The organism is Streptomyces akebiae, assembly GCF_019599145.1.
GTDB classification, from domain to species: Bacteria; Actinomycetota; Actinomycetes; order Streptomycetales; family Streptomycetaceae; genus Streptomyces; species Streptomyces akebiae.
On the sequence record NZ_CP080647.1, the window covers coordinates 9,711,066 to 9,733,075 of the forward strand.

15 protein-coding genes and 3 pseudogenes are annotated in these 22,010 nt (G+C 68.7%); 13 read left to right on the forward strand and 5 right to left on the reverse strand.

The window, feature by feature from the left end; all coding sequences use genetic code 11:
- The first annotated feature begins 37 nt into the window (after window positions 1-37).
- From K1J60_RS42035 to K1J60_RS42050, 4 genes and pseudogenes are all read left to right on the forward strand, one after another.
- The gene (locus K1J60_RS42035; protein WP_220650809.1) at window positions 38-298 is read left to right on the forward strand and encodes a hypothetical protein; all 261 of its coding nucleotides are present in this window, start codon (window positions 38-40) and stop codon (window positions 296-298) included.
- A 423-nt stretch (window positions 299-721) separates the two neighbouring features.
- A pseudogene (locus tag K1J60_RS42040) lies at window positions 722-982 on the forward strand (SpoIIE family protein phosphatase); the annotation flags it as partial.
- 382 nt (window positions 983-1,364) lie between these two features.
- A complete protein-coding gene (locus K1J60_RS42045) occupies window positions 1,365-2,600 on the forward strand; it encodes an alpha/beta fold hydrolase (protein ID WP_220650810.1) in 1,236 nt (411 codons plus the stop codon).
- Window positions 2,601-3,121: 521 nt separating this feature from the next.
- Window positions 3,122-3,586 carry a hypothetical protein gene (locus tag K1J60_RS42050; protein ID WP_037723449.1) on the forward strand — a complete coding sequence of 155 codons (465 nt, stop codon included), beginning with the start codon at window positions 3,122-3,124 and terminating at the stop codon, window positions 3,584-3,586.
- A gap of 482 nt (window positions 3,587-4,068) precedes the next feature.
- Here the strand turns inward: K1J60_RS42050 and K1J60_RS42055 are convergent, their stop codons facing one another.
- The 3 genes from K1J60_RS42055 to K1J60_RS42065 form a co-directional block, all read right to left on the reverse strand.
- A complete protein-coding gene (locus K1J60_RS42055) occupies window positions 4,069-5,283 on the reverse strand; it encodes an alpha/beta fold hydrolase (protein ID WP_220650811.1) in 1,215 nt (404 codons plus the stop codon).
- A gap of 91 nt (window positions 5,284-5,374) precedes the next feature.
- On the reverse strand, window positions 5,375-6,955 hold the full coding sequence (locus tag K1J60_RS42060) for an AMP-binding protein (RefSeq protein ID WP_220650812.1): 1,581 nt from the start codon (window positions 6,953-6,955) through the stop codon (window positions 5,375-5,377).
- Between the two features lie 88 nt (window positions 6,956-7,043).
- On the reverse strand, window positions 7,044-8,366 hold the full coding sequence (locus K1J60_RS42065; protein WP_220650813.1) for a hypothetical protein: 1,323 nt from the start codon (window positions 8,364-8,366) through the stop codon (window positions 7,044-7,046).
- Window positions 8,367-8,538: 172 nt separating this feature from the next.
- Here K1J60_RS42065 and K1J60_RS46500 point away from each other — a divergent pair, with 172 nt between their 5' ends.
- Together K1J60_RS46500 and K1J60_RS42070 are read left to right on the forward strand one after the other, a co-directional pair.
- On the forward strand, window positions 8,539-8,661 hold the full coding sequence (locus K1J60_RS46500) for a hypothetical protein (RefSeq protein WP_259408158.1): 123 nt from the start codon (window positions 8,539-8,541) through the stop codon (window positions 8,659-8,661).
- A gap of 112 nt (window positions 8,662-8,773) precedes the next feature.
- Window positions 8,774-9,292, forward strand: a pseudogene (locus K1J60_RS42070) (DM13 domain-containing protein).
- 883 nt (window positions 9,293-10,175) lie between these two features.
- Here the strand turns inward: K1J60_RS42070 and K1J60_RS42075 are convergent.
- Window positions 10,176-11,150: a DNA-directed RNA polymerase subunit alpha gene (locus K1J60_RS42075; RefSeq protein WP_220650814.1), complete on the reverse strand. Its 975-nt coding sequence runs from the start codon at window positions 11,148-11,150 to the stop codon at window positions 10,176-10,178.
- Window positions 11,151-11,724: 574 nt separating this feature from the next.
- Between K1J60_RS42075 and K1J60_RS42080 the strand changes: the two genes are divergently transcribed.
- The 6 genes and pseudogenes from K1J60_RS42080 to K1J60_RS42105 all read left to right on the forward strand — a co-directional run bounded on the left by K1J60_RS42080 (window position 11,725) and on the right by K1J60_RS42105 (window position 17,937).
- Window positions 11,725-12,318, forward strand: a complete 594-nt coding sequence (locus K1J60_RS42080) for a DinB family protein (protein ID WP_220650815.1) — start codon at window positions 11,725-11,727, stop codon at window positions 12,316-12,318.
- A gap of 148 nt (window positions 12,319-12,466) precedes the next feature.
- Window positions 12,467-13,300 carry a TnsA-like heteromeric transposase endonuclease subunit gene (locus tag K1J60_RS42085; protein WP_259408159.1) on the forward strand — a complete coding sequence of 278 codons (834 nt, stop codon included), beginning with the start codon at window positions 12,467-12,469 and terminating at the stop codon, window positions 13,298-13,300.
- Window positions 13,301-13,546: 246 nt separating this feature from the next.
- Window positions 13,547-14,135 (forward strand): annotated as a pseudogene (locus K1J60_RS46505) (galactose oxidase); the annotation flags it as partial.
- A 230-nt stretch (window positions 14,136-14,365) separates the two neighbouring features.
- A complete protein-coding gene (locus K1J60_RS42095; protein WP_220650817.1) occupies window positions 14,366-14,956 on the forward strand; it encodes a redoxin domain-containing protein in 591 nt (196 codons plus the stop codon).
- A 7-nt stretch (window positions 14,957-14,963) separates the two neighbouring features.
- Complete coding sequence (locus tag K1J60_RS42100) at window positions 14,964-15,827, forward strand: cytochrome c biogenesis CcdA family protein (RefSeq protein ID WP_220650818.1); 864 nt, start codon at window positions 14,964-14,966, stop codon at window positions 15,825-15,827.
- Window positions 15,828-16,308: 481 nt separating this feature from the next.
- Window positions 16,309-17,937 carry a serine/threonine protein kinase gene (locus K1J60_RS42105; protein WP_220651956.1) on the forward strand — a complete coding sequence of 543 codons (1,629 nt, stop codon included), beginning with the start codon at window positions 16,309-16,311 and terminating at the stop codon, window positions 17,935-17,937.
- Between the two features lie 116 nt (window positions 17,938-18,053).
- Here the strand turns inward: K1J60_RS42105 and K1J60_RS42110 are convergent, their stop codons facing one another.
- The gene (locus tag K1J60_RS42110) at window positions 18,054-19,475 is read right to left on the reverse strand and encodes a hypothetical protein (RefSeq protein WP_259408160.1); all 1,422 of its coding nucleotides are present in this window, start codon (window positions 19,473-19,475) and stop codon (window positions 18,054-18,056) included.
- Between the two features lie 760 nt (window positions 19,476-20,235).
- On the opposite strand from K1J60_RS42110, the gene K1J60_RS42115 reads away from it, so the two are divergent.
- Entirely contained in the window at window positions 20,236-21,741 is a 1,506-nt protein-coding gene (locus tag K1J60_RS42115; RefSeq protein WP_220650819.1) for a DUF1996 domain-containing protein, read from the forward strand.
- The last annotated feature ends 269 nt before the right edge of the window (window positions 21,742-22,010 follow it).

Consider the following 22,010-nt stretch of genomic DNA (forward strand, 5'->3'; position numbering starts at 1 on the left):
TCAGTACATTTACTCACTTCGCACCGCTGGAGAGGCAATGCCGGGAAGCATGATATTTGCAGCTGGCCCCGAGGGGGCTATGGGCTTCCTTTATCTGGCGTGGAAGGGAATTCTAGGAATTCTCGGATTCTGCATCGCCCTCAACATTCGCGACGCCGCCTATCGGATCTACGAGTTCTTCACCAGTCGCGGGCCATTCGCCCCCGGCCCAGGCTTCAGCCCGCTCGTCATCAGGATCGTCGGGGCACTCATAGGCGCCGTTTCGACCTGGTCGTTCGTGAGCGGTCTGACGTCATAGCGGTGACGTGGTCAGGTCGGGTTGCCGCCTGGTGGAAGCGGTCCGGACGGCCTCCGGCTGGACCGACGTGAGCAGGTCGTGGAGTGGCGCTTGGGTCAACCGGTGAGATTGAGGAAGGTGCCGAGATGCTCGGGTTGATCTTCGGAAGCGTTTTGATCGTCCTCGGCGCCTGTCTCATCGGGGACTTCGGGAGAGTCGCCAGTCGCCTCTACACCTTTTTCGCCGATTTCATGAGTCCTGGACGCGCCACTGCCGGGACCTTCCGGCTGGCGGGGATCTTTGCGGTCCTGGTGGGAGTTGGCTGGGGCGCGACTTCGTGCCCGCTCGGGTAGCGGCTCGGACAGTGGGGAGAGGAATGCCGCGACATTCTGCGGCGCGCCTCGCTTTAGGTCTGCGCTATGTGGTGGCCTTTCGGGGACGCCCGGCACCGCCGAATTCCCCGAACCGCCGTCTCCTGCGCTGCCCCTGGGTTTGGGCGCGCACGGTGACGCCGGGCCGCGGCCCTGCCAGGTGGGGTTCGCACAGGGCGAGCAGTTGCTGCTGCACACCGACGGTGTCACCGAGGCGCGGGACGAGGACGGGCACTTCTATCCGCTCGCCGAGCGGGCCGCTCTGCTCAAGGACCCTGACGCGCATGCCGCGCTCGTCGCGCTGCGCCGCGATGTGCAAGCGCGAGGGCACGGAAACGGCGCACTTCCCAGCCTGGGCTGCCGGCGGGCCGGTTCGCGATGTCCGTGTGCGGCGCCCACGGCAGGTAGGTTTGGACGGCCGTACAGCTCCTGCTTGTGGCCGCCTACGCAGACAGCGGCGCGGACGGGGTCCTCTGCCGACGGAGACGACCCGCCGTGCTCAGGTGGACTGCGAGTTCGTGCCCGCCATGCCGGACAGCCTCGGCAGGGCGCGGCACGGAATCCCGGTTTCCGTTCGGGGGCGGCTCCGCCTTGCCGGTCACCTCAATAGGCATCCTGCCTGCGATGCGGGCCATGTGTCCGTGGCCGGCTGTATGGCGGCGTGCCTGACACTCGTTCATGTATACACACACAAGCATGAGTTGTACGCTGCAAAGGTGAAGGGGGACAAGTATCACTTCGGTGATTACGAGCTGGACACGGCTCGGCACCAGCTCCGGCGGGCCGGCGAACCGGTCCACGTCGAGCCCCGGGCCCTGGACTTGCTGCGACATCTGGTCGAGCACCGTGACCGCGTGGTGCCGAAGAACGAGCTGCTCGACGAGGTGTGGGGGGACCGTTTCGTCAGCGAGGCCGCGCTTACCACGGCGCTGCGGACCGCGCGGCTGGCCGTGGATGACACCGGCAGCCGACAACAGGTGATCCGTACGGTGCACCGGCGGGGATACCAGTTTGTGGCTGCGGCGATGGTCATCGGGGCGGGGGCGCCACCCGACGACCCCGGCGGCGAGGCCGGTGTGCAGCTGGCGGCGGCCGGAGGGCCGCTCGGCGCCGATCGTCAGACCATCCGGTTCTGCCGGGCCGGTGACGGAACGCGCATCGCCTATGCCGCCGTCGGCTCGGGCCCGCCCCTGCTCAAGGCGGCCAACTGGATGTCCCATCTCGACCTGGAGTGGACGACTCCGGTGTGGTCGCACTGGCTGAGAGGGCTCGCCCGCAACCGTCGGCTGATCCGCTACGACGAGCGCGGGTGCGGTCTCTCCGACTGGGTGGTGCCCGGCTTCACGTTCGAGGACTGGGTCGACGACCTGGAGACCGTGGTCGAAGCCGCGGGGCTCGACAGGTTCCCTCTGCTCGGGGTGTCGCAGGGCGGGGCGGTGGCGGTCGCTTATGCCGTACGCCATCCTGAGCGGGTCAGCCGGCTGATCCTCGCCGGGGCTTACGCCCGAGGGAGGCAGGTTCGGGCTCGAAGCGAGACCGAGGGTGCCGAGGCAGCCCTCGATCTGGATGTGGCCCGGGTGGGATGGATCCACCAGGACCCCAAATTTCTTCGGGTCTTCGCCTCTCAGTTCCTGCCCGACGGCACACCGGAGGACTGGGACGAGTTCACGACCTTCCAGCGACAGACGACCTCGCCCTCCAACGGGGTCCGTTTCCTAGAGGAGTTCGCCCGGATCGACGTGTCCGACATCGCCCACAGGGTGGCCTGTCCGACACTGATCCTCCACTCCCGGGACGACGAGCGGGTGCCGGTCTCGCAGGCCAATGAGCTGGCCGCTCTCATACCCGACAGCCGACTGGTCCTGCTCAAAAGCCGCAGTCACCTGCTCACCGCGTTCGAACCGGCCTGGGACGAGTTCCTGTCACACATCGACGCCTTCCTGACCGAGTGAGTCGCGTGGCCTCGTAATCCGGCAGCCGAAGTGCCGCCGGGCCGCTGTCAGCACCCGACGGCCGTGACCGTGTCATCAGCGACTCGGGCCGACGAAGGCGGTCCTGGTGACCTGGCGCGCGGGGCGGGCCTGGGCTGCCCCCAGAGCTGCTCGACCTGATTCCCCGGGCGGGCCCGCGCCGGCCCACATGCGGGCTGCTCGATCTCCGGCTGTCTGCTCGTGGACTCAAGGGCGCGGCTTGCAGCGCGCGAAGCGAACGTCCCGGCAGCCGCACCTACCCCGTTGGCGTCCGGTTCGCCGGACGTGGTGCTCACAGGCCTCCCGTCAATCCGGCTCGCTCATTGAGAGAGGCACCCTCAGTCCGTCCTCAGCCCACCCTCAGACGAGCCTCAGACCTCCACCAAGTCTTGGCCCCCGGTGAACGCGATGCTTGAGCGGTGCTGGGCCAAGGAGCAGTGATGGGGCATTTCCGCCCGGCACTCACCGCAGACACGGAAAAACACACGAGAGAAGGACAGAAGATGCGAATCGACAACACCAGGACGTCCGGCCGGGCCCGGACTCGCCGGGGGCTGGCGCTGCTGATCGCGACGGGGGCCGGGCTGGGCTCCCTGCTGCTGGGAACGCTTCCGGCGCAGGCCAACGACACCACCAAGACGGTGGCGGCGGACGGCCAGTCGATCACGTTCGCCACGAGCGACAGCAGCCGGGGCGTCAGCGGCAGTGTCACCTTCGTGGTCAAGTCGGACGGCAACTGGTCGATCGCGGGAAGCGGGCGCAACTCGCACCTGCTCGTCCGCACCTTCCACTGGACCTGTGACCTGACGTGGGACGCGGCGAAGGTGACGCACTCGACTGGCAAGAAGGCCGTACCCGGCAAGAAGACCCGCAGCATCAGCTCGGCGGCGTTCGACCCCGCCGTCCAGGCGGACTTCACCGACATCGCCGCCCGGGGCAGGGCCGATTGCGACATCGTCATCGGCTAGCCGCACACCGTTCGCACAGGCCGGCACGTCTGCCCGCCAAGACCATCGGCTTCCGTGAAGCCGTCCGCCTCACGGACGTCGGATCAGAACACCACGGTGGAACCCGGGCGCGTGATCACCCCAAGCCATGGCGACCTGCAGGTCGCCCACACCACGCGGTGGCGCGTGAACCAGTTCACACGTGACCATTCACGTCATCGAGATCGAGCAATAGACGCCCTCTGACGGGCGGCAGGGGCCCACCGGCCGATGTAGCGCCGGTGGGCCCCTGCCCGTAGTTCATCTCCATCCGGAGCTGCCGCGATGGAACCGGACTGGCCGCGGCGGCACCGGTGTGTCTTGCGGGAGCCTCGCCTCCTCGCCCCGGCGGCATGGCCACGGACTGTGTGCGACCGAGGCACCCCCCGGCGTTGCGGACCGCCTCCGGACGGGTCGCCGCACCGCGGCGCGCTCCCGTCGCTGCGGGCGTTCCGTCCGCCGGGCTACTCGGAGAGGAAACTGTAGAGGTGGGTGAGAAAGGTGGGCCAGGCCGAGTCGTCGGCGGTGAACAGGTGGTTGCGGCTGTCGAGCAGGACCAGTCGGCTGTCGGGGATGAGCGTGGCCAGTTCCAGGGCCTGCGCGACGGGGACTCGCGCGTCGTCGCGGGCGTGGATGATCAGCGTGGGGCAGGTCACGTCGTGAGCGATGCCCGAGACGTCGATGCGGGTGAACTCCTCCAGGAAGCGCAGGCCGTTGGCGGGCGAAGTCGTCTGACGCTGGTAGGCCGCGAACGCGTCCCACTCCGCGGGAGTGGCGTCGGCGAGGAACTGGGAGGCGAAGTGGCGCAGGAAGCTGTTGTCCTTCGAACGCCATCCGGCGCGGGCGATGTTGAGGTCGACCTCGGCGGCATCGCGCTCGGCGTCGCTGCCCGCACGGATCTGCTGTCCCCGGGCGTAGGCGGAGGTGAGGATCAGATGGCTGACCCGCTCGGGGCGAAGAGCGGCGTAGGCGACCGCAACGGCGCTGCCCTGTGACACCCCGAGCAGGGGAAAGCGGTCGAGGCCGACGGCGTCGACCACGGCATCGAGGTCGGCGACCAGGTCGTCGAGGGTGAAGCTGCCCATGTCCCATGAGGAGAGGCCGCAACCGCGCTCGTCGTAGCGGATGAGCTGCCGGCCGCGGGTGAGACCGTCGAACCAGTGGGCCCACATCGGGTTGGTCCGGTCGAGGTCGAGGTGGGTCAGCCAGTTGGCGGTCTTCACCAGGGGCGGGCCCTCGCCGGAGCGGGCGTAGGCGATGCGGGTGCCGTCGACGGACCGGCAGAAGCGGATGACCTCGTGGTCCGCCTCCGCCCCTGCCGGGATGCCGGGGGCCGTGGCCGTGGCGACCGGAAGAGGGGAAGCCACCGTCATCTGCGCGACGAACCGATAGCCGTGCGGGCTTACGGCGCGGATCACCTGCTGTCGTGTGTCGCTGTCACCGATGGCGATACGGGCCGCGTGCAGCGAGGTGGCGAGTGCGTCCTCGCTGACCGCCTGTCCGTGTCCCATCCTTTCGCGCAGCTCCGTTTCGGGCACGACGCGGCCGCGGTGCTCGACCAGGTGGCACAGAAGATCCAGAGCCTGGGGCTCGATGTCGACTTGCTGTCCCTCATGGCTGAGGCAACGGCGGTCCGCGTCCAACGCGTACTGCCCGAACCGGTAAACCGCGCTGTCCACACGGAAACTTTACAACGTCCTTGGAAACTTTCGGGAGTTGGATGTCCACCCTTGGCGCCCCAAGCGCCGGGCCCGCGAGCACCGACACCGTTCAGGAGCGCGCCGGCTCCCGTTCCTGCAGCCGACGCCGGAGGATCTTCCCGGACGCCGCCTTCGGTATCGCCTCGATGAACTCGACCCGGCGGATCCTCTTGTACGGGGCGACCTGGCCTTCGACGTGGGCCATCACCTCGGTGGCGGATATCGGCACCCCCGTCATGGGCACCACGAACGCCTTGGGTATCTCGTTGCCCTCCTCGTCGTCGACGCCGATCACGGCCGCGTCGGCGATGCCGGGATGCTGCACCAGGATGGCTTCGAGCTCGGCCGGCGCCACCTGGTAGCCCTTGTACTTGATGAGCTCCTTGACCCGGTCGACGATGAACCAGTTCCCGTCCTCGTCGACCCGGCCGATGTCACCGGTGTGCAGCCAGCCGTCGGCGTCGACGGTCGCATCGGTGTCCTCCGGGCGCCCGAAGTAGCCCTTCATCACCTGCGGCCCCCGGATCCACACCTCGCCCGGCTCACCCGCCGCCACATCCAGCCCCGTGAACGGATCGACCAGCCGTGCCTGCGTAGACGGGAGCAGGTGCCCCACACACGCGACGGGCTCGTCGAGGTTGCCGTCGGCGTGGATGTGCGAGGCGGGGGACAGCTCGGTCATGCCGTACGCCTGCCCGACCTCCACGCCCAGCCGATCGGCCACCGCCGCCTGAAGCCCGGCGTCGAGCGGCGCCGCGGCGCAGATGACGCGCCGCAGGTGCGACAGGTCCAGGTTCCCGACCGCGGGGTGCTTGGCCAGTGCGAGCATCACCGGCGGGGCGACGTAGGCGTGGGTGATGCGGTCGCGCTCCAGGCTGGTCAGGAACGCGTCGAGATCGAACCGCGCGTGCACGTACACCGTCGCGCCACGGCGCAGCGCACTGTTGACCAGCGCGGTCAGCCCGAAGATGTGGAAGAAGGGCAGGATCGCGATGACACGATCGTTCTCAGCGACCCGGTGCAGGCCGTTCAACTGCTCCAGATTGGTGCACAGGTTGCGGTGGGTCAGCATCACGCCCTTCGGCACGCCCGTCGTACCGCTCGAATACGGCAGTACGGCGACGTCCACGGCGGGGTCGAAGTCGAAGGCCGGCACGTCGCCGTCGCTCAGCAGCTCCAGCACCGAACGCTGACCGTCCGCCCTGTCGCAGACCAGGACCTCGATGCCCCGGCCGGTCTGTTGCCGGACCAGCTCGACCGCGGCCCGCGCGGTCTCGATCAGCGCCGACACGCTCACCATCAGCCGCGCCTCGGCATCGATCAGCTGCTTGGCGATCTCGCCGGGTGTGGCCAGCGGCGACAGTGTGGTCACCGTCCCGCCCGCGGTGGTGGTGGCGTAGAGGACCACGGGGAACAGAACCGTGTTCGGCGAGTGCAGCGCGACCACGTCACCCTTGCCGATGCCCTCTGCGGCAAGGCCCGCCGCGATCCCCCGGACCAGCGCGGCCAGTTCGCCGTAACTGAGCGTCCGTCCGCTCGCCACGTCCACCAAGGCCGGCCGCGTTCCGCGCCGCGACGCATCGCCGAGCACCCACTCGTGGAGGGGGCGATCGGTGACGGAGACATCCGGGTACTTGCTGGTGTAGATCATCGAAACTCCTTTTCTCGGTTGCCCTGCTGGTCACAACAGCAGGGGCACACCCGCCTGTCGGTATGCCCCTGCTGTCGCCAAGCGGGTGTTACTGCGGGATCTCGGTGACGTCGGCCAGGGTCTTGAGATCGATGCCCATTTCCTCCGCGGCCTTTAGTTCCATGTCGGAGACCTTGCGGACGACGGAGACCTTGGACTGTGCGGTCTCCGGGAAGGTGCGGCCCACGTAGGAACCGGAATCGCCGGCGTTCAGCCGCAGGTTCGCGTTGGTGACCAGGGTGCCGTCACGGCGGATCGGGACCAGCTGGTGGGTATCGGTCCACAGCGCGCCGGCATGGCCGGCGGGCACATCGAACGTCACGCTCACGCTCTTGTTCTCGAAGGTGGACACGCCGTAGCGCGTGGTGTAGCCCAGTTCGACGGACGCGCTCACCGGGGTTTCCACCGAGACGCTCGCACCCACGCCGAAGGGCTTGGCCGATGCCTCCACGCCCGCCGTGACGCCGACGGTGATCCCGGTCGTGAGGGCAAACTCCCCACCCCTCTCCTTCGAGACGCCTTCCTCGACCGTCTCGGCGATCTGTCCGCCGCCGGCGCTGCGGAAGTCGACGTGCCGGATGAGGTCGTACTGGCGCTTGCGCTGGATCTTGTAGAAGGGGGAGTTGGCCACCTTCCACGCCTCGGAGCGCGCATCGTCCTTGACCATGAAGTAGGGCATGGTCACGGCCCGGTCGGTGACGATCGCCTGGGCCGGGGGCGCGTTGTAGGACTCCGGCCGCAGTTCAGGGGCGTAGTCGGCTGTGTCGACGACGGCGGGCAAGTCCAGCACCCAGGTCACGGCCGTCGGCCCGTGCGGGGTGTCGGGGCCGCAGCTGAACGTACCGGCGTGCAGGAACAGGTGCTCCTCGGTGTCGTCGAACGGATACAGCGGGGGCGTGACGGCCCACAGACCTTTCCCGTTGCCGTTCGTGAGGAGGGGAAGGCGGCCGAGTTCCGCGCGGCGCACGTAGGAGCGCCCGTTGTGCTCCTTCTTCACGCACACGATGCCCAGGGCGGAGGCGTCGGGCTTCTCCACCCCCTTCCCGGACATAGACCAGTTCGCCACGTCCCCCAGAGCCACGTACCCGGCAGGCGGGACAGGACGCCACACTTCGGTCTTGAGCACGCTGAAGCCGGGGAAACGACCCACATGCTGGAAGTCGACGGGCGGCTTGAGCAGGTCCTGGCCGGCTGAGCGGTCCTGGGCCACGAGAGCGCCGTACGCGTCCTGCCAATTCCACACCAAGCCACCCCCGAAGACGCTGCCCAGCGTGCGCCACGCCCCGGTCCGGGAAGCGGTTCCGGCATGGACCGAGCCGTTCCATCGGGTGGTGTAGCCGATCTCCAGGTCGCCGTAGCATCGAGTGATCATCTGATAGTCCGCCTGTGGGTTGTCGTCGGTGTGTGGGCGGGCCGGCGGCGCCGACCCTGCGTGAAACGGTCGGAGAGGACTGCCGCGTCGCGTGTGTTCCGATGGTCGGGCTTGCCGTCGGGCCACCGCTTGGCGGAACTCTGAGGCTTCTCTGAGGAGAGGCTGAGGACAGGTGAAGCAGACGGAGGACGGCAGGGACATCCTGGTCACCACCCTGGACAACCGCGACCTGATCCCGACCGGCTGGTGCGTGGTCCGACGGAGGGCCGGCCGCGGCGATACAAGAGTTCCGTGATCTCTCCGAACGCCTGTGACGGCCCGTACCTCCTCTTGAGCGAGGACGGACAGGGAACTCTCAAGGGGTGAGGCGCGTGCGGAAGTTGGCGGGCAGGTCCTGGCTCATCGAGATGCTGGTGGTGGCCGTCGCCGGGGTCGGCTTCGGGCTGTACCGGTCCAGCCGTGGAAGCTCTGGCAGGACGAGACGGTGCAAGAGGCCCTGCCCGAGGCCGCGGGGAGATTCTCTCCTCCCGCTGCGGCGTCATCCGGGTCGCCTTCCTCCGCGCCGACCGGGACACAGACGCTCGCCAGCGGTGAGCTCATCAGCCATGAGCACGCGACATCGGGCACGGGGAGACTCAAACGGTCGGCCGACGGCTCCCACTGTCGTGCGGCTGGAGAACCTCGACACCAGTAACGGGCCGGACCTGTGGGTGTGGCTGACTGACGCGCCGGTGAAGGAGGGCATGGACGGCTGGCGTGTCTTCGACGACGGGGAGTACGTCGGTCTCGGCAAGCTGAAGGGCAACAGGGGCAGCCAGAACTACGCCGTCCCCGAGGACGTCGACCTGTCCCGGTACAGCAGCGTCAGTATTTGGTGCGACCGCTTCGACGTCTCCTTCGGCCCCGCCGAACTCGCCTCTGCCTGAGCATGGTTCACAGGGTTACTGCCGTGATCCGGCACGGAGCCGGCTCCGCAACTGCTGCGCCGGGGCATGAAGGCGCGCGGTCCGTTCGTCCTGCCGCGGTCATCGGTGAGCGAGCACGGACGAGAGGAGTTCCCCGGCCGCTGATGGCGGGCTGCTGGGTGTGGGTGGGCGCGGGTGTCCTTTTGCGGGCGCGCTGACGACCGATTCCCGGTCCTGGCAGGCTCATTGGGCGTCGAGTGCCGCCTGGGATCTCCCGACTTCGCCGCCGTGGAGAGTTTCGTCTCCTCGTCTGCCCCGGCCTCTGTGTGCCATGCGGACTCGGCGTGGTGAATGCCGGACAGGTGGGTGGCTGCCACTCTCCGAAGCGATGGACACCTGCTTCGAGGAGAGCCCGCGCCACTCTTCGTGTGGAGATCAGCCGAGATGCGCGACCCTCGCGGTGTGGCGTTGTGCTGTACGGGGGTGGTCTGCGGCCTCGCCAAGTTGGTGCGGGCGGTCTTGGCCGCAGCGCGACGATCGCCGCGTGGAAGCCGCGCAGGGCAGGCAGCGGATGTGGCCTGCCGACGGAGACGGCCTCCTGGGCGCAGTCGTGGATGAGACCCAGGGCACGAAGCAGGCTCTTCGATTGCTGTCAGTCGAGCACGACACACCATTGGTGCTGCTGGCGAACGGCAATCCTCGTCGACTGTGGGTGTTCCAGGCCGTCCGGTCGGCCGTGAAACGGGTCGACGTCCGACAACACCCGACACTCCAACCACACCCGGCATTCTCGTCTCAGCGCACTCTCACCTGCTGATCCGTCAGGCGCTGCCAAGGTGACAGAGCGCTCACTTTGAGTGCTGCTTGCTCTCCACTGAGCTCGCTGCCGCATGGCGGCGGGACTTCAGGCAGTGCTCCCGAAGGGAGTGAGAGGTTCGGCTCCGGGGCTGTCCTTGAAGGCCAGGCCCAGGTCGGCCAGTTTCGCCTTGACCTCGTCGATGGACTTCGTACCGAAGTTGCGGATGTCGAGCAGGTCGGCCTCGGAGCGGGCGACGAGTTCTTCCACGGAGTGGATGCCCTCGCGCTTGAGGCAGTTGTAGGAGCGGACGGTGAGCGCCAGTTCCTCGATCGGCAGCGCCAGGTCGGTGGTGAGGGCGGCGTCCGCGGGGGACGGGCCCATGTCGATGCCCTCGGCGTCGATGTTGAGCTCGCGGACCAGGCCGAACAGCTCGACCAGGGTCTTACCGGCGGACGCCATGGCGTCACGGGGACGCATGGCCTGCTTGGTCTCGACATCGACGATCAGCTTGTCGAAGTCGGTGCGTTGCTCGACACGGGTAGCCTCGACCTTGTACGTGACGTTGAGTACAGGGCTGTAGATGGAGTCGACCGGGATACGGCCGATCTCCTGGCCCACCTGTTTGTTCTGTGCGGCGGAGACGTAACCGCGGCCACGCTCGACCGTCAGTTCCATCTCCAGCTTGCCCTTGTCGTTCAGCGTGGCCAGCACCAGGTCGGGGTTGTGCACCTCGACGCTGCCCCGCAGAGCGATGTCGGCGGCGGTGACCAGACCCGGGCCCTGCTTGCGCAGGTACATCACGACCGGCTCGTCGTCCTCCGAGGAGAAGACCAGTTGCTTGATGTTCAGGACCAGGTCGGTGACGTCCTCCCGCACGCCCGGCACGGCGGTGAACTCGTGCAGCACGCCGTCGATACGGATGCTGGTGACAGCAGCACCGGGGATCGACGACAGGAGGGTACGGCGGAGGGAGTTGCCGAGGGCGTAACCGAAGCCCGGCTCCAGCGGCTCGATCACGAACCGGGAACGGAACTCGTCGACGACCTCTTCGGTCAACGAGGGACGTTGGGCAATCAGCATGAGGTGAAGCCTCCGGCTATTCGGTGCCCACTGGCGGGCGTCATGGACATCAAAGTGTCGAAAGTCTTTCGGTCTCTTTGTGGATCAGAGCGGCATCGAGGCCCTGAGCGGAAACCCGACCCGCGCACACGCGCGACCTGAGCCGAAGTCGGGTTCCGGCGTCGTCCGGACGCGCGCGCCGGGGACGGCGCACATCCCGCCGCCGTTGTCGGCGAGCAGACGGTCGGCGCCGCTGGAAGGCACCGCAGGAACAGTCACAGACCGCGCGGTGCGCCGCGATGCGTCCGAACCGGCCACGCGGCTTCTCCCTCCAGCCGTTCAAGGCGCGGCGAAAGGTGTCAGTGCCGACCCCCTGTTGCTTGCGGCGTTCGTACTTCCTCTTGTGTTCAACTTTGCATGATGCAAAATAGCATGGGGCGTCAGACGGCCGCCGACACTGTTGTCCCGTCTCTGCCGATCTGGTCCCTGTCTCAAGTGATCTGGTCCGATTCGCTCGTCGTGTCAGATGATCTGGTTCGCCGCGAGCGGTGGAAAAGGCGGTGGACAAAGATCGCGCGGGCGGCAGACTGGCCGCATGACCGCATCAGATGCCAAGGCTGACCTTCACTTTTACTTGCAGTCCGCCCGTGATGCCCTGCTGTGGAAGCTCGAAGGGCTCTCGGAGTACGACATCCGCCGCCCGCTGACGCCGACCGGCACGAACCTCCTGGGCCTGGTGAAACACGTGGCCAGTGTGGAACTGGGCTACCTCGGCGACACCTTCGGGCGACCGTCCGGCGAGCCGCTGCCCTGGCTCGATGACGGTGCGGAGTCCAACGCGGATATGTGGGCCACCGCCGATGAGTCACGCGAGTACATCGTGGAGCTTTACCGCCGGGCGTGGGTGCACGCGGACGTGACAATCGACGCGCTGGCGCTGGACACGACTGGCAGGGTGCCGTGGTGGCCCAACGGCAGGGACGAGGTGACGTTGCATCATGCCGTGGTCCGAGTGATCGCTGATACGCACCGGCACGCCGGGCACGCCGATATCCTCCGGGAGCTCATAGACGGTGCCGTCGGGATGAACAAGGGCAACGACAGCATGCCGACGGGCGACTCGGCGTGGTGGGAGAACCACCGAAGCCGGCTGGAGCGTGCAGCTCAGGAAGCCGGCCGAGACGCGTGAGCTCGAACCAGGCCGAGTAAAACAGCGACCGGCTCGACTCTCACAGGGATGTCGCTCATTGGGGTGACGCCTTCCGCGTCCGGGGCACGGGACCCCGCTGGGTGCTCCACCCTCGCAGTGCAGGGCCGAGGGCGGCGGGGAGGTGCTCGTGGGCGAGCCCGCGAAGGCGATACCCGCCTGGGAGTACGCGTCGGACGTCCAGGTTCGGTTCGTCGACGCGGACGGAGCTGTGCGGCTTGGTCCGCTGGCCCGCTACTGGGGCGAGTCCTTCGAGTTTTCCTCGCCAGCCCGGAAGTTCACCGCCTTCAAGGGGCAGAAGAACTTCACCGGCGACTACTGGGCGGCGACCTCGCGTTGTCTGGTGGGCTACGAGTCGTGGGTTGAGCGGGATGCCGCGATGACCCTGGATTTCGATCCTGCAGTCGTCGCTCTGGCCTCCCAGCCCTTCCGCCTGGTCTGGACGGATGACGAGCGGGATCGCGAGCACACCCCGGACTACTTCGCGATCAGCCACACTGAACTCACCACCGGGAACTACCTCGCCGCCACCCAGCAGACCTTCCATGCCACTGTGTTCAAGCAGTACCGGGCGCTGCTGACCGCAGTCCGCCGCGAGCCCGCCCGACATGGCCTCGACGGCACCTTCGCCACGACCACCGCCTTCGTTCTCGGCTTGGACGCCGGAAGCAACTGGAACATGCTCGCAGGTTTCCAGGAATGGCTCGTAGTTCGCCGCGGCACAGGACACGACCTGACCTGGCCCATCCTCGTCCGCCACCTCGCCCCCGGAGGATGGGTCCACCCACTCACCCAGCAGGCCGACACCGCAGCCGTGACCACGCTCCACCGGCTCCTCGGCGACTTCTTCGACGCGCGAGCACAGCCCGACGGCCTCGGGCGGATCTTCAGGGACTACCAGTCGTGGCTGACGACTCAGGCGTGGTATCAGTTCGAAACGGCGGAGCCGGACCAGATCGGCTGAGACAGCATCCGGTGTTCACCAGCCCGGGACCACATCACCTGAGATTCCCAGCATCTCCGCGTCTCAGCTGAATTGGTCGCCGCAGGCCAGGAGCCCGACTCGGAGCCAGATCATTTAAGACGGGACAACTGTGCAAGTGGGAGCGGGAACCCGGTGGACGCCGCAGTGCAGGCTCGGTCGGGCCGCGGCACACAGGGGAGGCGGCGGCCCGACCGACCATCCAGCTGTTCCGGGGGGATCCGCGACATGGAGGGCAATGCCGGGTGCCGTCGCACCCGTCGTCTGCCGGTCGGCACCGTGGTGGTGATGGCGCTGGCGGTCTGAACGGGCCGTGGCTGTACCGCGTCGGGAGCGCGAACTACCACCACTACGAGATCAACAGACCCGAGTACAAGGCGGAGAACGGGCACTGGGACGTGGGCGACGTCCCCAAGGAGTTCCGGCAGAACACCATCCACGCGGCCCTGCTGTACACCGGCAAGATCCTGCTGGTCGCCGAGTCCGGCAACAACCTCGACAACTTGGCGGCAAGAACTTCCGCTCGGCGGTCTGGGACCCGGTCGAGAACACCTTCCACGAGGTGAGGACCCTGGCCGACCTCTTCTGAAGGCCACATCCACCTGGCCGACGGCAGGCTGCTGTTCGCGGACGGCACCAAGCGCCACGAGAAGCTCAGGGGCGATGTCGCCGAGGCCGACGGGCTGATGATCGTCCACAACGAGGACCCGATAGAACGGTCACGCTGCCCGCCGGGACGCAGTTCACCGGCAAGCAGAACCACAAGACGTTCGTCTCCAAGGACCCCGTCTCCGTCAAGCCCGCGAAGAAGATCTTCGTCGTCGGCGGCTACCGTGAGGGCCCGCCGGCCGGGCGGGGCACGGGGTCATGCGCGACTACGCCGACGGCCCGCTCCGCCTGGCCCGCGGACGCATCAGCGTCCTCGACCTCGAACGACTCAATGACGCCGTTGGCTGATGCCACCAATCCGTAAGGCCCCGGCCCCCTGCCCGCTCGAGCCGCGACGAACTACGCTCGCCACCGGTCCCGACCCTTCAGGAGTCCTCCTTGCGCGCCCGCACCCTCCTCCCGGCCGCCCTCACCGCCGCTCTTCTCACCCTGACCGCATGCGGCTCGGGCGGTGGCTCCGCGCCCGCCGACGACGAGGGGACCTCCCCCTCGAAGCCTTCTTCCCCCGCCCAGTCACCCACCGACTCCTACGGCGGCGGCAGCGGGTCGCTGGACGTGAAGGCCCCCGCAGCGCTGAACTTCGCCGCGACCACGGTGGACGGCAAGCCGTTCGACGCGAAGACGCTCGCGGGCAAGCCCACGGTGCTGTGGTTCTGGGCGCCCTGGTGCCCCACCTGCAAGGGGCAGGCCGCCGAGACGGCCAAGGTCGCCGCCAACCAGCACGGCAAGGCAAACGTCGTCGGCGTGGCCGGCCTGGACACGAACACCGCCATGCGCGCCTTCGTCTCCGGCACCGGCACCGGCTCCTTCCCCCACCTGTCCGACGAGAAAGGCGAGGTGTGGAAGCGGTTCAAGATCACCCAGCAGAGCTACTACGTGATCCTCGACCAGACCGGAATGACCGTCTACGAGGGCGTGCTCCCCGGCGGCAAGGGCCTGGCGGAGAAGGTCGCCGCCCTCACCGGCTGACCCCGCCATGGCCGACCTCCCTTTCGCCCTCGCCCTCGGCGCCGGGATGCTCGCCGCCGTCAACCCGTGCGGCTTCGCCCTGCTCCCCGCCTACCTCTCCCTGCTCGTCCTCGGCGACGACAGCCCCAGCCGTACCGTCGCCGTCGGCCGGGCGCTCGCCGCCACCGCCGCGATGACCGCCGGCTTCGCCACCTTCTTCGGCGTCTTCGGACTCGTCATCCAGCCCGTCGCCGGCCAGATCCAGCAGCACCTGCCCTGGTTCACCATCGTCCTCGGCCTGCTCATCGTCACGGCCGGAGCATGGCTCCTCGCAGGCCGCCAACTGTCCACCTTCGCCCCGAAACTCCGCCGTGCCCCCACCATCACGCGCTCCGTGCCCTCGATGGCACTGTTCGGTACGGCGTATGCCACCGCCTCCCTCGGCTGCACCATCGCCCCGTTCCTCGCCATCGTCGTCTCCGCCTTCCGCAGCGGCTCCACCGTGGAAGGCATCCTCCTCTTCGCTGCCTACGCCGCAGGGATGGGCCTGATCGTCGGCGTAGCCTCCCTGACCGTCGCCCTCACCCGCACCACCGCCGTCACCCGCCTGCGCCGCCTCGGCGCGATCGCCCCCCGACTCGGGGGCGGCCTGCTCCTCCTGGTCGGCGCCTACGTCGCCTACTACGGCTGGTACGAGATCCGCGCCCTGCGCGACCCCACCACCACCGACCTCGTCATCGACACGGCGGCCACTGCCCAGCGAGCCGTTGACGGCACCCTGGACGCTGCGGGTCCGGCCGTGATCGCTGTGCTCTTCGGGACTCTGCTCCTCGCGGCACTGCTGATCCGGCGCTACAGGCGCACACGTCAACGCACCGGCTCCCGAGCGTGATCAAGGGGCTTTCGACACACGCGCCTCGAGAGATGGCCTTACACGTGCGGCACCCGGCATCGCGATCTTGCATGACCGCCGGAGGCACGCATCCCGACCTTGCCCAGCAAGGGCACCGAGCCCACCTGCGTTTCATCACCAGCGGCAGACAGCGCCAGGCCCCAGGCGCGTAACCATGTGCGACTGGAGCATGAACTCTCATCAAAAACCCATCTGACCTCAGTCCATATCTTCCGCGTTTCGGGCGAAGCTCACTCCGAGACCGCGCTTTCACCTTCGCAGGACCGCGCGACCCGCCGTGTTCACCGCTGGTTGAACGGCCGGACAGCTGTGGGGACGTCCTTTCCCTTGTACATACGGTCGAACGCCTTTGAATGAAAGACAGGAATCACGCCGGAGTCGCGGCCAGTTGAACGGATCCCGATGCGTCCCCCGTACTTCCGGGAAAGGAAGGAAACCGGTGTCTCAGCGAAGGACGACCATGGTCAAGGCGCATGTGTCCCCGCACGAGTTGATTGCCGGAAGGTACCGGCTCATCGACATCGTGCACCGTGAGACCAACCGGGTCAGCTGGCATGGTGAGGACGTACAAGAGGGGCGTCCGTGCCTGGTCACCCGGATCGGTCTCCCCGCCCACCTGGGCGAGGAGGAGGCGGTGCAGGCCGCGGACCGGGTGATGCGTATGTCGGAGACGATGGCGCGGGTCAGCCCTGGCCGGGTGGCCACGGTCCTCGACGCGCTGACGGAGGCCGGTTCCTTGTGGACCGTCACCGAGTGGGTCGACGGGCTGCCGCTCGGTCAGCTCGTCGATCAGGAGGGTCCGTTCGACCCGACCATGGCGGCCGCAGTCGCACTGCAGTTGCTCGACGTGCTGGAGGCCGCGCACGGCGAGGGCATCACGCACGGCGAACTCAGCCCGGGGCAGGTGTTCCTCCGGGTGCAAGGCCACTTGGTCGTCACCGGCTTCGGACTGGCGGGGGCGACCCTCGTGCCCAGGCTGGCGGCACCGTCGTACGCCTCTCCCGAGCAGGCCCGGGACGAGCGCATCGGTCCGGCGGCCGACCTGTGGGCGCTGGGCGCCATCCTGTACACGATGCTCGAGGGAAGGCCGCCGTACCCGGACCCGGACTGGCCGGCGAGCACCCCGCGTGGCGCGGCCCGGCCGCCGCTCGGGAGCATGCTGCGGGCGGGCCCGCTCGCAGCCACCGTCCAGGGTCTGGTGCGCAAGGACTCCTGGGAGCGGCCGACGCGGACCACGGTGCGCCAGAGCCTGAACCGCGTGCTGGAGCAGGATCCGCAAGCCGTCGTGGCGGCTTCCCGGCTGCGGCGAGCCGGTGCCGCGGCCCGGCGCCTCGGGCCACGGCGGAGCGGACGTGCCATGGTCGCAGGGACGGCGCTGGCCGTGGTCACGGTGGCGGTCGCAGCCCTGGCTGTGACCCAACAGCCGCCCCACACCGAGGAGACTGCGGGCGGGGGCGCGCAGACCCGGCCGCCGGTGTCCACGGCACCCGCGGCCGAGGACGCCGGCGAGCCGGTCGACGCGACCCCCCGCCCGTCCGACGCGTCCTCGGGCACCCCTTCCTCCCCGGCTCCGACGGCCACCGCCGCTCCGTCCCCTCCCGCCGTGTCCGTCGACGTGCTCCCGGCGGGGTACCAGGTGTACCGTGCGCCCGAGGGGTTCTCCGTGGCCCTGCCCGACGGCTGGAAGCGGCTGACCACCCGGAAGCAGGGCGATGCGGCGTACCGGGTCACGTTCGGGTCGGACGGCGACCCGCGCACACTCGCGGTGACGTACAGCACGCGGGCCGGTTCGGACCCGGTCGCGGTCTGGCGCGACGACGTTGAGCCCGCGCTGCGCCGGCAGGCGGGCTTCCGGCGGATCGGCGCGATCGAGGCAACGACGTACCAGGGGTACGAGGCCGCCGACATGGAGTGGTTCTCGGACACCGACGGCCGACGGGGCCGCACCTTCGGGCGGGGTTTCCTCCTCGGCGGACACCGCAGTTTCTCACTGCGCTGGACGACGCCGTCCGCCAACTGGGAAAAGGCCGCCAACCGCCAAGCCCTGGAGACGTTCCTCGGGACCTTTCGTCCGGACCCGGCCGTCTGAGGCCGGCGGTCCGGCCGGCTGCCTGCCCGGCCCACGGGACTGGCAAACCGGTGCGTGCGCGCTTCTCGAAGCGGCGTCCGCCCGGTGGACCGTGGCCTGCGTGCCGGTCCGGACCTTCACCAGCCGGTGAGCAGCAGGTGGTTGAGGAGCAGCGCGAGTGCGGCCTGGGCGGCCAGCCAGGCGCGGGGCCGGGGCAGCAGGGCGCCCGCCGCGAGCAGCCACACGGCGAAGGGCAGCCAGATCCGTTCGGTCTCCGCCTTGCTCATACCCGACAGGTCGGCGACGAGGAGTGCGGCAAGAGCGAGGAGTACCAGCAGGGCCAGGCGGACTTCGGGAGTGTGGCGGAGCGTCGTGTCGACGGGCAAGGATCGTGCGCGTGCCCGGACCGGCCAGAGCCGCTCGCGCTCCCGGACGAGTACGGCGGCGATCCGCCGCAGCCCCGCCACCGTGGCCGGGCCCACCACCAGCACGGTGCAGGCGAGGTTCGCCCACACCCAGTAGCCGTAGGGTCTGAACCCGCCCGCTCCCTGGTAGTAGCGTTCGACGAGCAGGTGGTACGCCTCCCACCAGTCGAAGCCCACGAGTGTGAAGGCCAGCGGTACGACGACGGTTCCCGCGAACAGGAAGGGCAGTGCCCTGAGCCTCCTTCGCCCGAGGACCAGCACCCCCGCCCCGATCACCGCGAACAGCGTGAGCCCGTACGAGAGGTAGCAGATCAGGCCGAACAGCAGGCCCGCGCCGAACGCGGCGGTGCACGAGCGGCGTGCCGTCCTTGCCGTGGCCGCGAGTGCGACGAGGGCTACGAACCACGCGGCGACGGCCGCGAAGTAGCCATCGGCCGACGTCCCCATCCACACGGCGGTGGGCGCGAGTGCCAGGAAGGGCGCCGCCCGGCGGGCCAGGGACTCATCGGCCAGGCTCCTCGCGGTGACGAGGACGGCGACCGCCGTGGTGGCCCCGACGGTGATGGCCCATACCCCGGCCCAGGCGCCTCCGCCCAGCCCGATCCGGTCCAGGAGGACGAAGGTGAGGGTGGCGCCCGGGGGATGTCCGGCGACGTGCGGGGGCCAGTGGTCGGGAGAGTCGAGCAGGATGTGGTTCGTGAAGTCCCGCAGGGTCGCGGGGATGTCGTGGAAGCGGTCGATGACCTGGAGGTACTCGTACCGGGTGGTCAGCCGCCGGGCGACGCCCCGGTGCCAGCCGTCGATGAGAGCGAGGGAGAACGTCCACGCCGTGGCGGTGGCCCAGGAGGCGAGCAGCAGGCTGCGCCAGGGCAGGCGTGCGGCGACGGTGGGGCCGTACGCCACGACGACCACTGCGACGGTGAGCGCTGCCGGGGTGCCGGGGCCGACGTGGGGAAGCCAGTTGGCGTACAAGGGCGGCCAGCCGACGTGGAGGATGTCCTTCGACCGTTTGATGGTGACACCGACGAGCGCGGCCGTCAGGACGAGCACTGCGGCGCCGGCGACGGCGTACAGATCGCGGCGAAGGCCGGGGCTGGTATCGCAACGCAGGTCACTGTGGAGATCATGGTTCACGGGGGAACGTTAGGCCGGACGGCGGCGGACGGGCCTGGGTCGGACGCGGACGTCAGCATTTCGTCATGGTTCACGGACGCGGTGTTGTGCCGCCCACCCGCGTAGCCCTGCTGGTACCTGACCGTTCGCGGGGCCGGGCGTGCGCCTTCTCGTGCAGTGGCATGAGCTGGACGTTCATGCCGTGCCTGCTTGCGCCGGCGGCGAGGGTCCAGTGGCTGGCGCGCCGCTCGGTGAGCGGGGCGCAGATCGTATGGAGACCGAGCGGGGGTCCTGCGGTACGCGTGTCTCCGGCGTGCGTTTCTGCTGCCAGGAAACGGCGGGCCCGAGTTCCTCGAATCCTTACGAGACCCTGACGAGGTATCTGATCTTGCTCATCGCGCCAGTCCCACACGTAACTCTGGTCACGACGTCGCAGCAGAGCGACGCCGAGAGGAATGTGAGGAGCCGACGGTGATCACGCCAGCACACCGCACGAGCTCTCAAGTCCGCGTCCGCGTGGCCGGCTTGGGCTCCGGACCCCGAGGTGGCCTTCTGCCGTACGGACAGGCACCGGCCGCCTCCTGTACGAACGACGGTGGCGGGTCGCGTCGGGCCGTCACGGAGCAGGGCGGCCCCGGGCGGTTCCGATACACGTCACTGCGGCTCGCTCAACGGCTGCGGCTCCGGCCGCATCCGACACCTCATGCTCACCGCATAGCGGCCCCAAGCGGCACCACAGCGACATCTGAACCCACCTGACCAGAGTTCTCGAAGGAGTCTCATGCGACGCAACACGCGCAAGCGATCGAAGACGACCCGCCGGACCGTAGCCGCACTGGCCGCGGTGGTGATGGGAGCAGGGGGGTTGGTGGTGGCCAACGTGTATGCCTCGGCTGGTGAGAGCGGAGCCGGCAATACGACCAGGAGTTCCCCTCAGGACCGGATCGATCAGGCCATGGCGGCGGGGGCCGCCACCATCGACTGCCCCGACGTCGGCTCCCGACTGCGGCAGGTGCCCGACCAGGCCCGGGCCGAGGTCGACAGGGAACTCGCGCTGCTGGACCAGCAGGTCGCGGAGGCATACCAGCGGTTGCAGAGCTCGGTCCGTGCCATACAGCAGGACAGCGCCTTCGCCGACAACGCCGTCATGGGGCCGCTGAAGAGCAAGCGCACCGCGGCCATCGACCGCATAGAGATCGCCATCGGCCGTGTGGCCGACCGGCCGCAGGGGCTCCAGTCCCTCGCCGCCTGCACGCTCCGCGCCTCCGGCAACCAGGGGGGCAACGGCCAAGGCGGCGATGGGCAGAAGGGCCAGGAACAGAACCAGGGGAACGGGCAGGGGAAGCCCGCCGGTAACGGCGGACAGGCCGGTAACGGTCCGGTGGCCGCGGACTTCGTGGACATCACCACCGTCCAGCCCAACGTCCCCAGCCCTCAGCGGCAACAGAACGCCTCACTCGGCAAATTCACCACCGACTGCGGTGTGAACGGGAACAAGCTGTACAACACCGACAACATCATCGTCGCTCCCGGCGTGGACAACGGGGCGCACCACACGCACGACTACGTCGGCAACCAGGCGAACGACGCCTTCGCCGACAACGAGGACTTCGCGGCGGGCGACACCACCTGCCGGAACCAGGGGGACAAGTCCTCGTACTACTGGCCGGTCCTCCGCCTGCAGGACGGCACTCAGGAGTTCGACGCCGGCCAGCAGGGCGGTGGAGCCGAGGGCAACGTGGGCAGGATCCTCACCGCGTCGCAGGTGACCCTCGACTACGTGGGGAACCCGAGCGGCAAGGTCGTGGCGATGCCGAAGTTCCTGCGCATCATCACCGGAGACGCGAAGGCGTTCACCAACGGAACCGCCAACGCCAACGCGGCGTGGAGCTGCACCGGCTTCGAGGACCGGCAGCTGACGGACAAGTACCCGATCTGCCCCCAGGGCAGCAGCGTGGTCCGTACGTCCAAGTTCCAGAGCTGCTGGGACGGCCAGAACATCGACAGCGCCAACCACCGCGACCACGTCGCGTTCGCCGACCCGCGTACCGGTGCCTGCCCGAGCGGCTTCCGGGCTATTCCGCAGCTGGTCCAGCGCCTGGTGTACGACGTGGACGCGCCGAGCCTGAACGACAACGGCCGGTCGCGCCCCTTCTTCTCCGTGGACGGCTTCCCGGAGCAGTTGCACAAGCCGGTCACCGATCACGGTGACTTCGTCAACGTCTTCGACGAGAAGTTGATGAACCGGATGGTCGAGTGCATCAACACCGGCCAGAAGTGCCAGTGACCCCGAGGGGGTGGGCCACCGCACGGGCCTGTCCGCGGCTGACGCATGCCGCGGTCAGGCCCCGCGCTCGTTCCCGGTGCTCCATGTCACTCGACTCCGGCGTCGGCTGCGTCGACCGGACCCGTGCTTACCTTACGAGACCGGCGTGGCCGCAGACCGCCGGAGGAAGGGATGCGCGGCGCAGGGCGTGTTGACCACCGCGCCGCTTCCGCAGGCACCGGCACCGCTCCGGAGCCGGCGCTGTCCGTGCCCGCGGCACACCTGGTCAG

Bases quoted from the DNA above. Each gene is read 5' to 3' on its own strand.
- K1J60_RS42035 (WP_220650809.1), top strand. From the start codon at position 38: ATGCCGGGAAGCATGATATTTGCAGCTGGCCCCGAGGGGGCTATGGGC.
- K1J60_RS42050 (WP_037723449.1), top strand. From the start codon at position 3,122: ATGCGAATCGACAACACCAGGACGTCCGGCCGGGCCCGGACTCGCCGG.
- K1J60_RS42060 (WP_220650812.1), bottom strand. From the start codon at position 6,955: ATGATCTACACCAGCAAGTACCCGGATGTCTCCGTCACCGATCGCCCC.
- K1J60_RS42065 (WP_220650813.1), bottom strand. From the start codon at position 8,366: ATGATCACTCGATGCTACGGCGACCTGGAGATCGGCTACACCACCCGA.
- K1J60_RS42075 (WP_220650814.1), bottom strand. From the start codon at position 11,150: ATGCTGATTGCCCAACGTCCCTCGTTGACCGAAGAGGTCGTCGACGAG.
- K1J60_RS42080 (WP_220650815.1), top strand. From the start codon at position 11,725: ATGACCGCATCAGATGCCAAGGCTGACCTTCACTTTTACTTGCAGTCC.
- K1J60_RS42100 (WP_220650818.1), top strand. From the start codon at position 14,964: ATGGCCGACCTCCCTTTCGCCCTCGCCCTCGGCGCCGGGATGCTCGCC.
- K1J60_RS42105 (WP_220651956.1), top strand. From the start codon at position 16,309: ATGGTCAAGGCGCATGTGTCCCCGCACGAGTTGATTGCCGGAAGGTAC.
- K1J60_RS42115 (WP_220650819.1), top strand. From the start codon at position 20,236: ATGCGACGCAACACGCGCAAGCGATCGAAGACGACCCGCCGGACCGTA.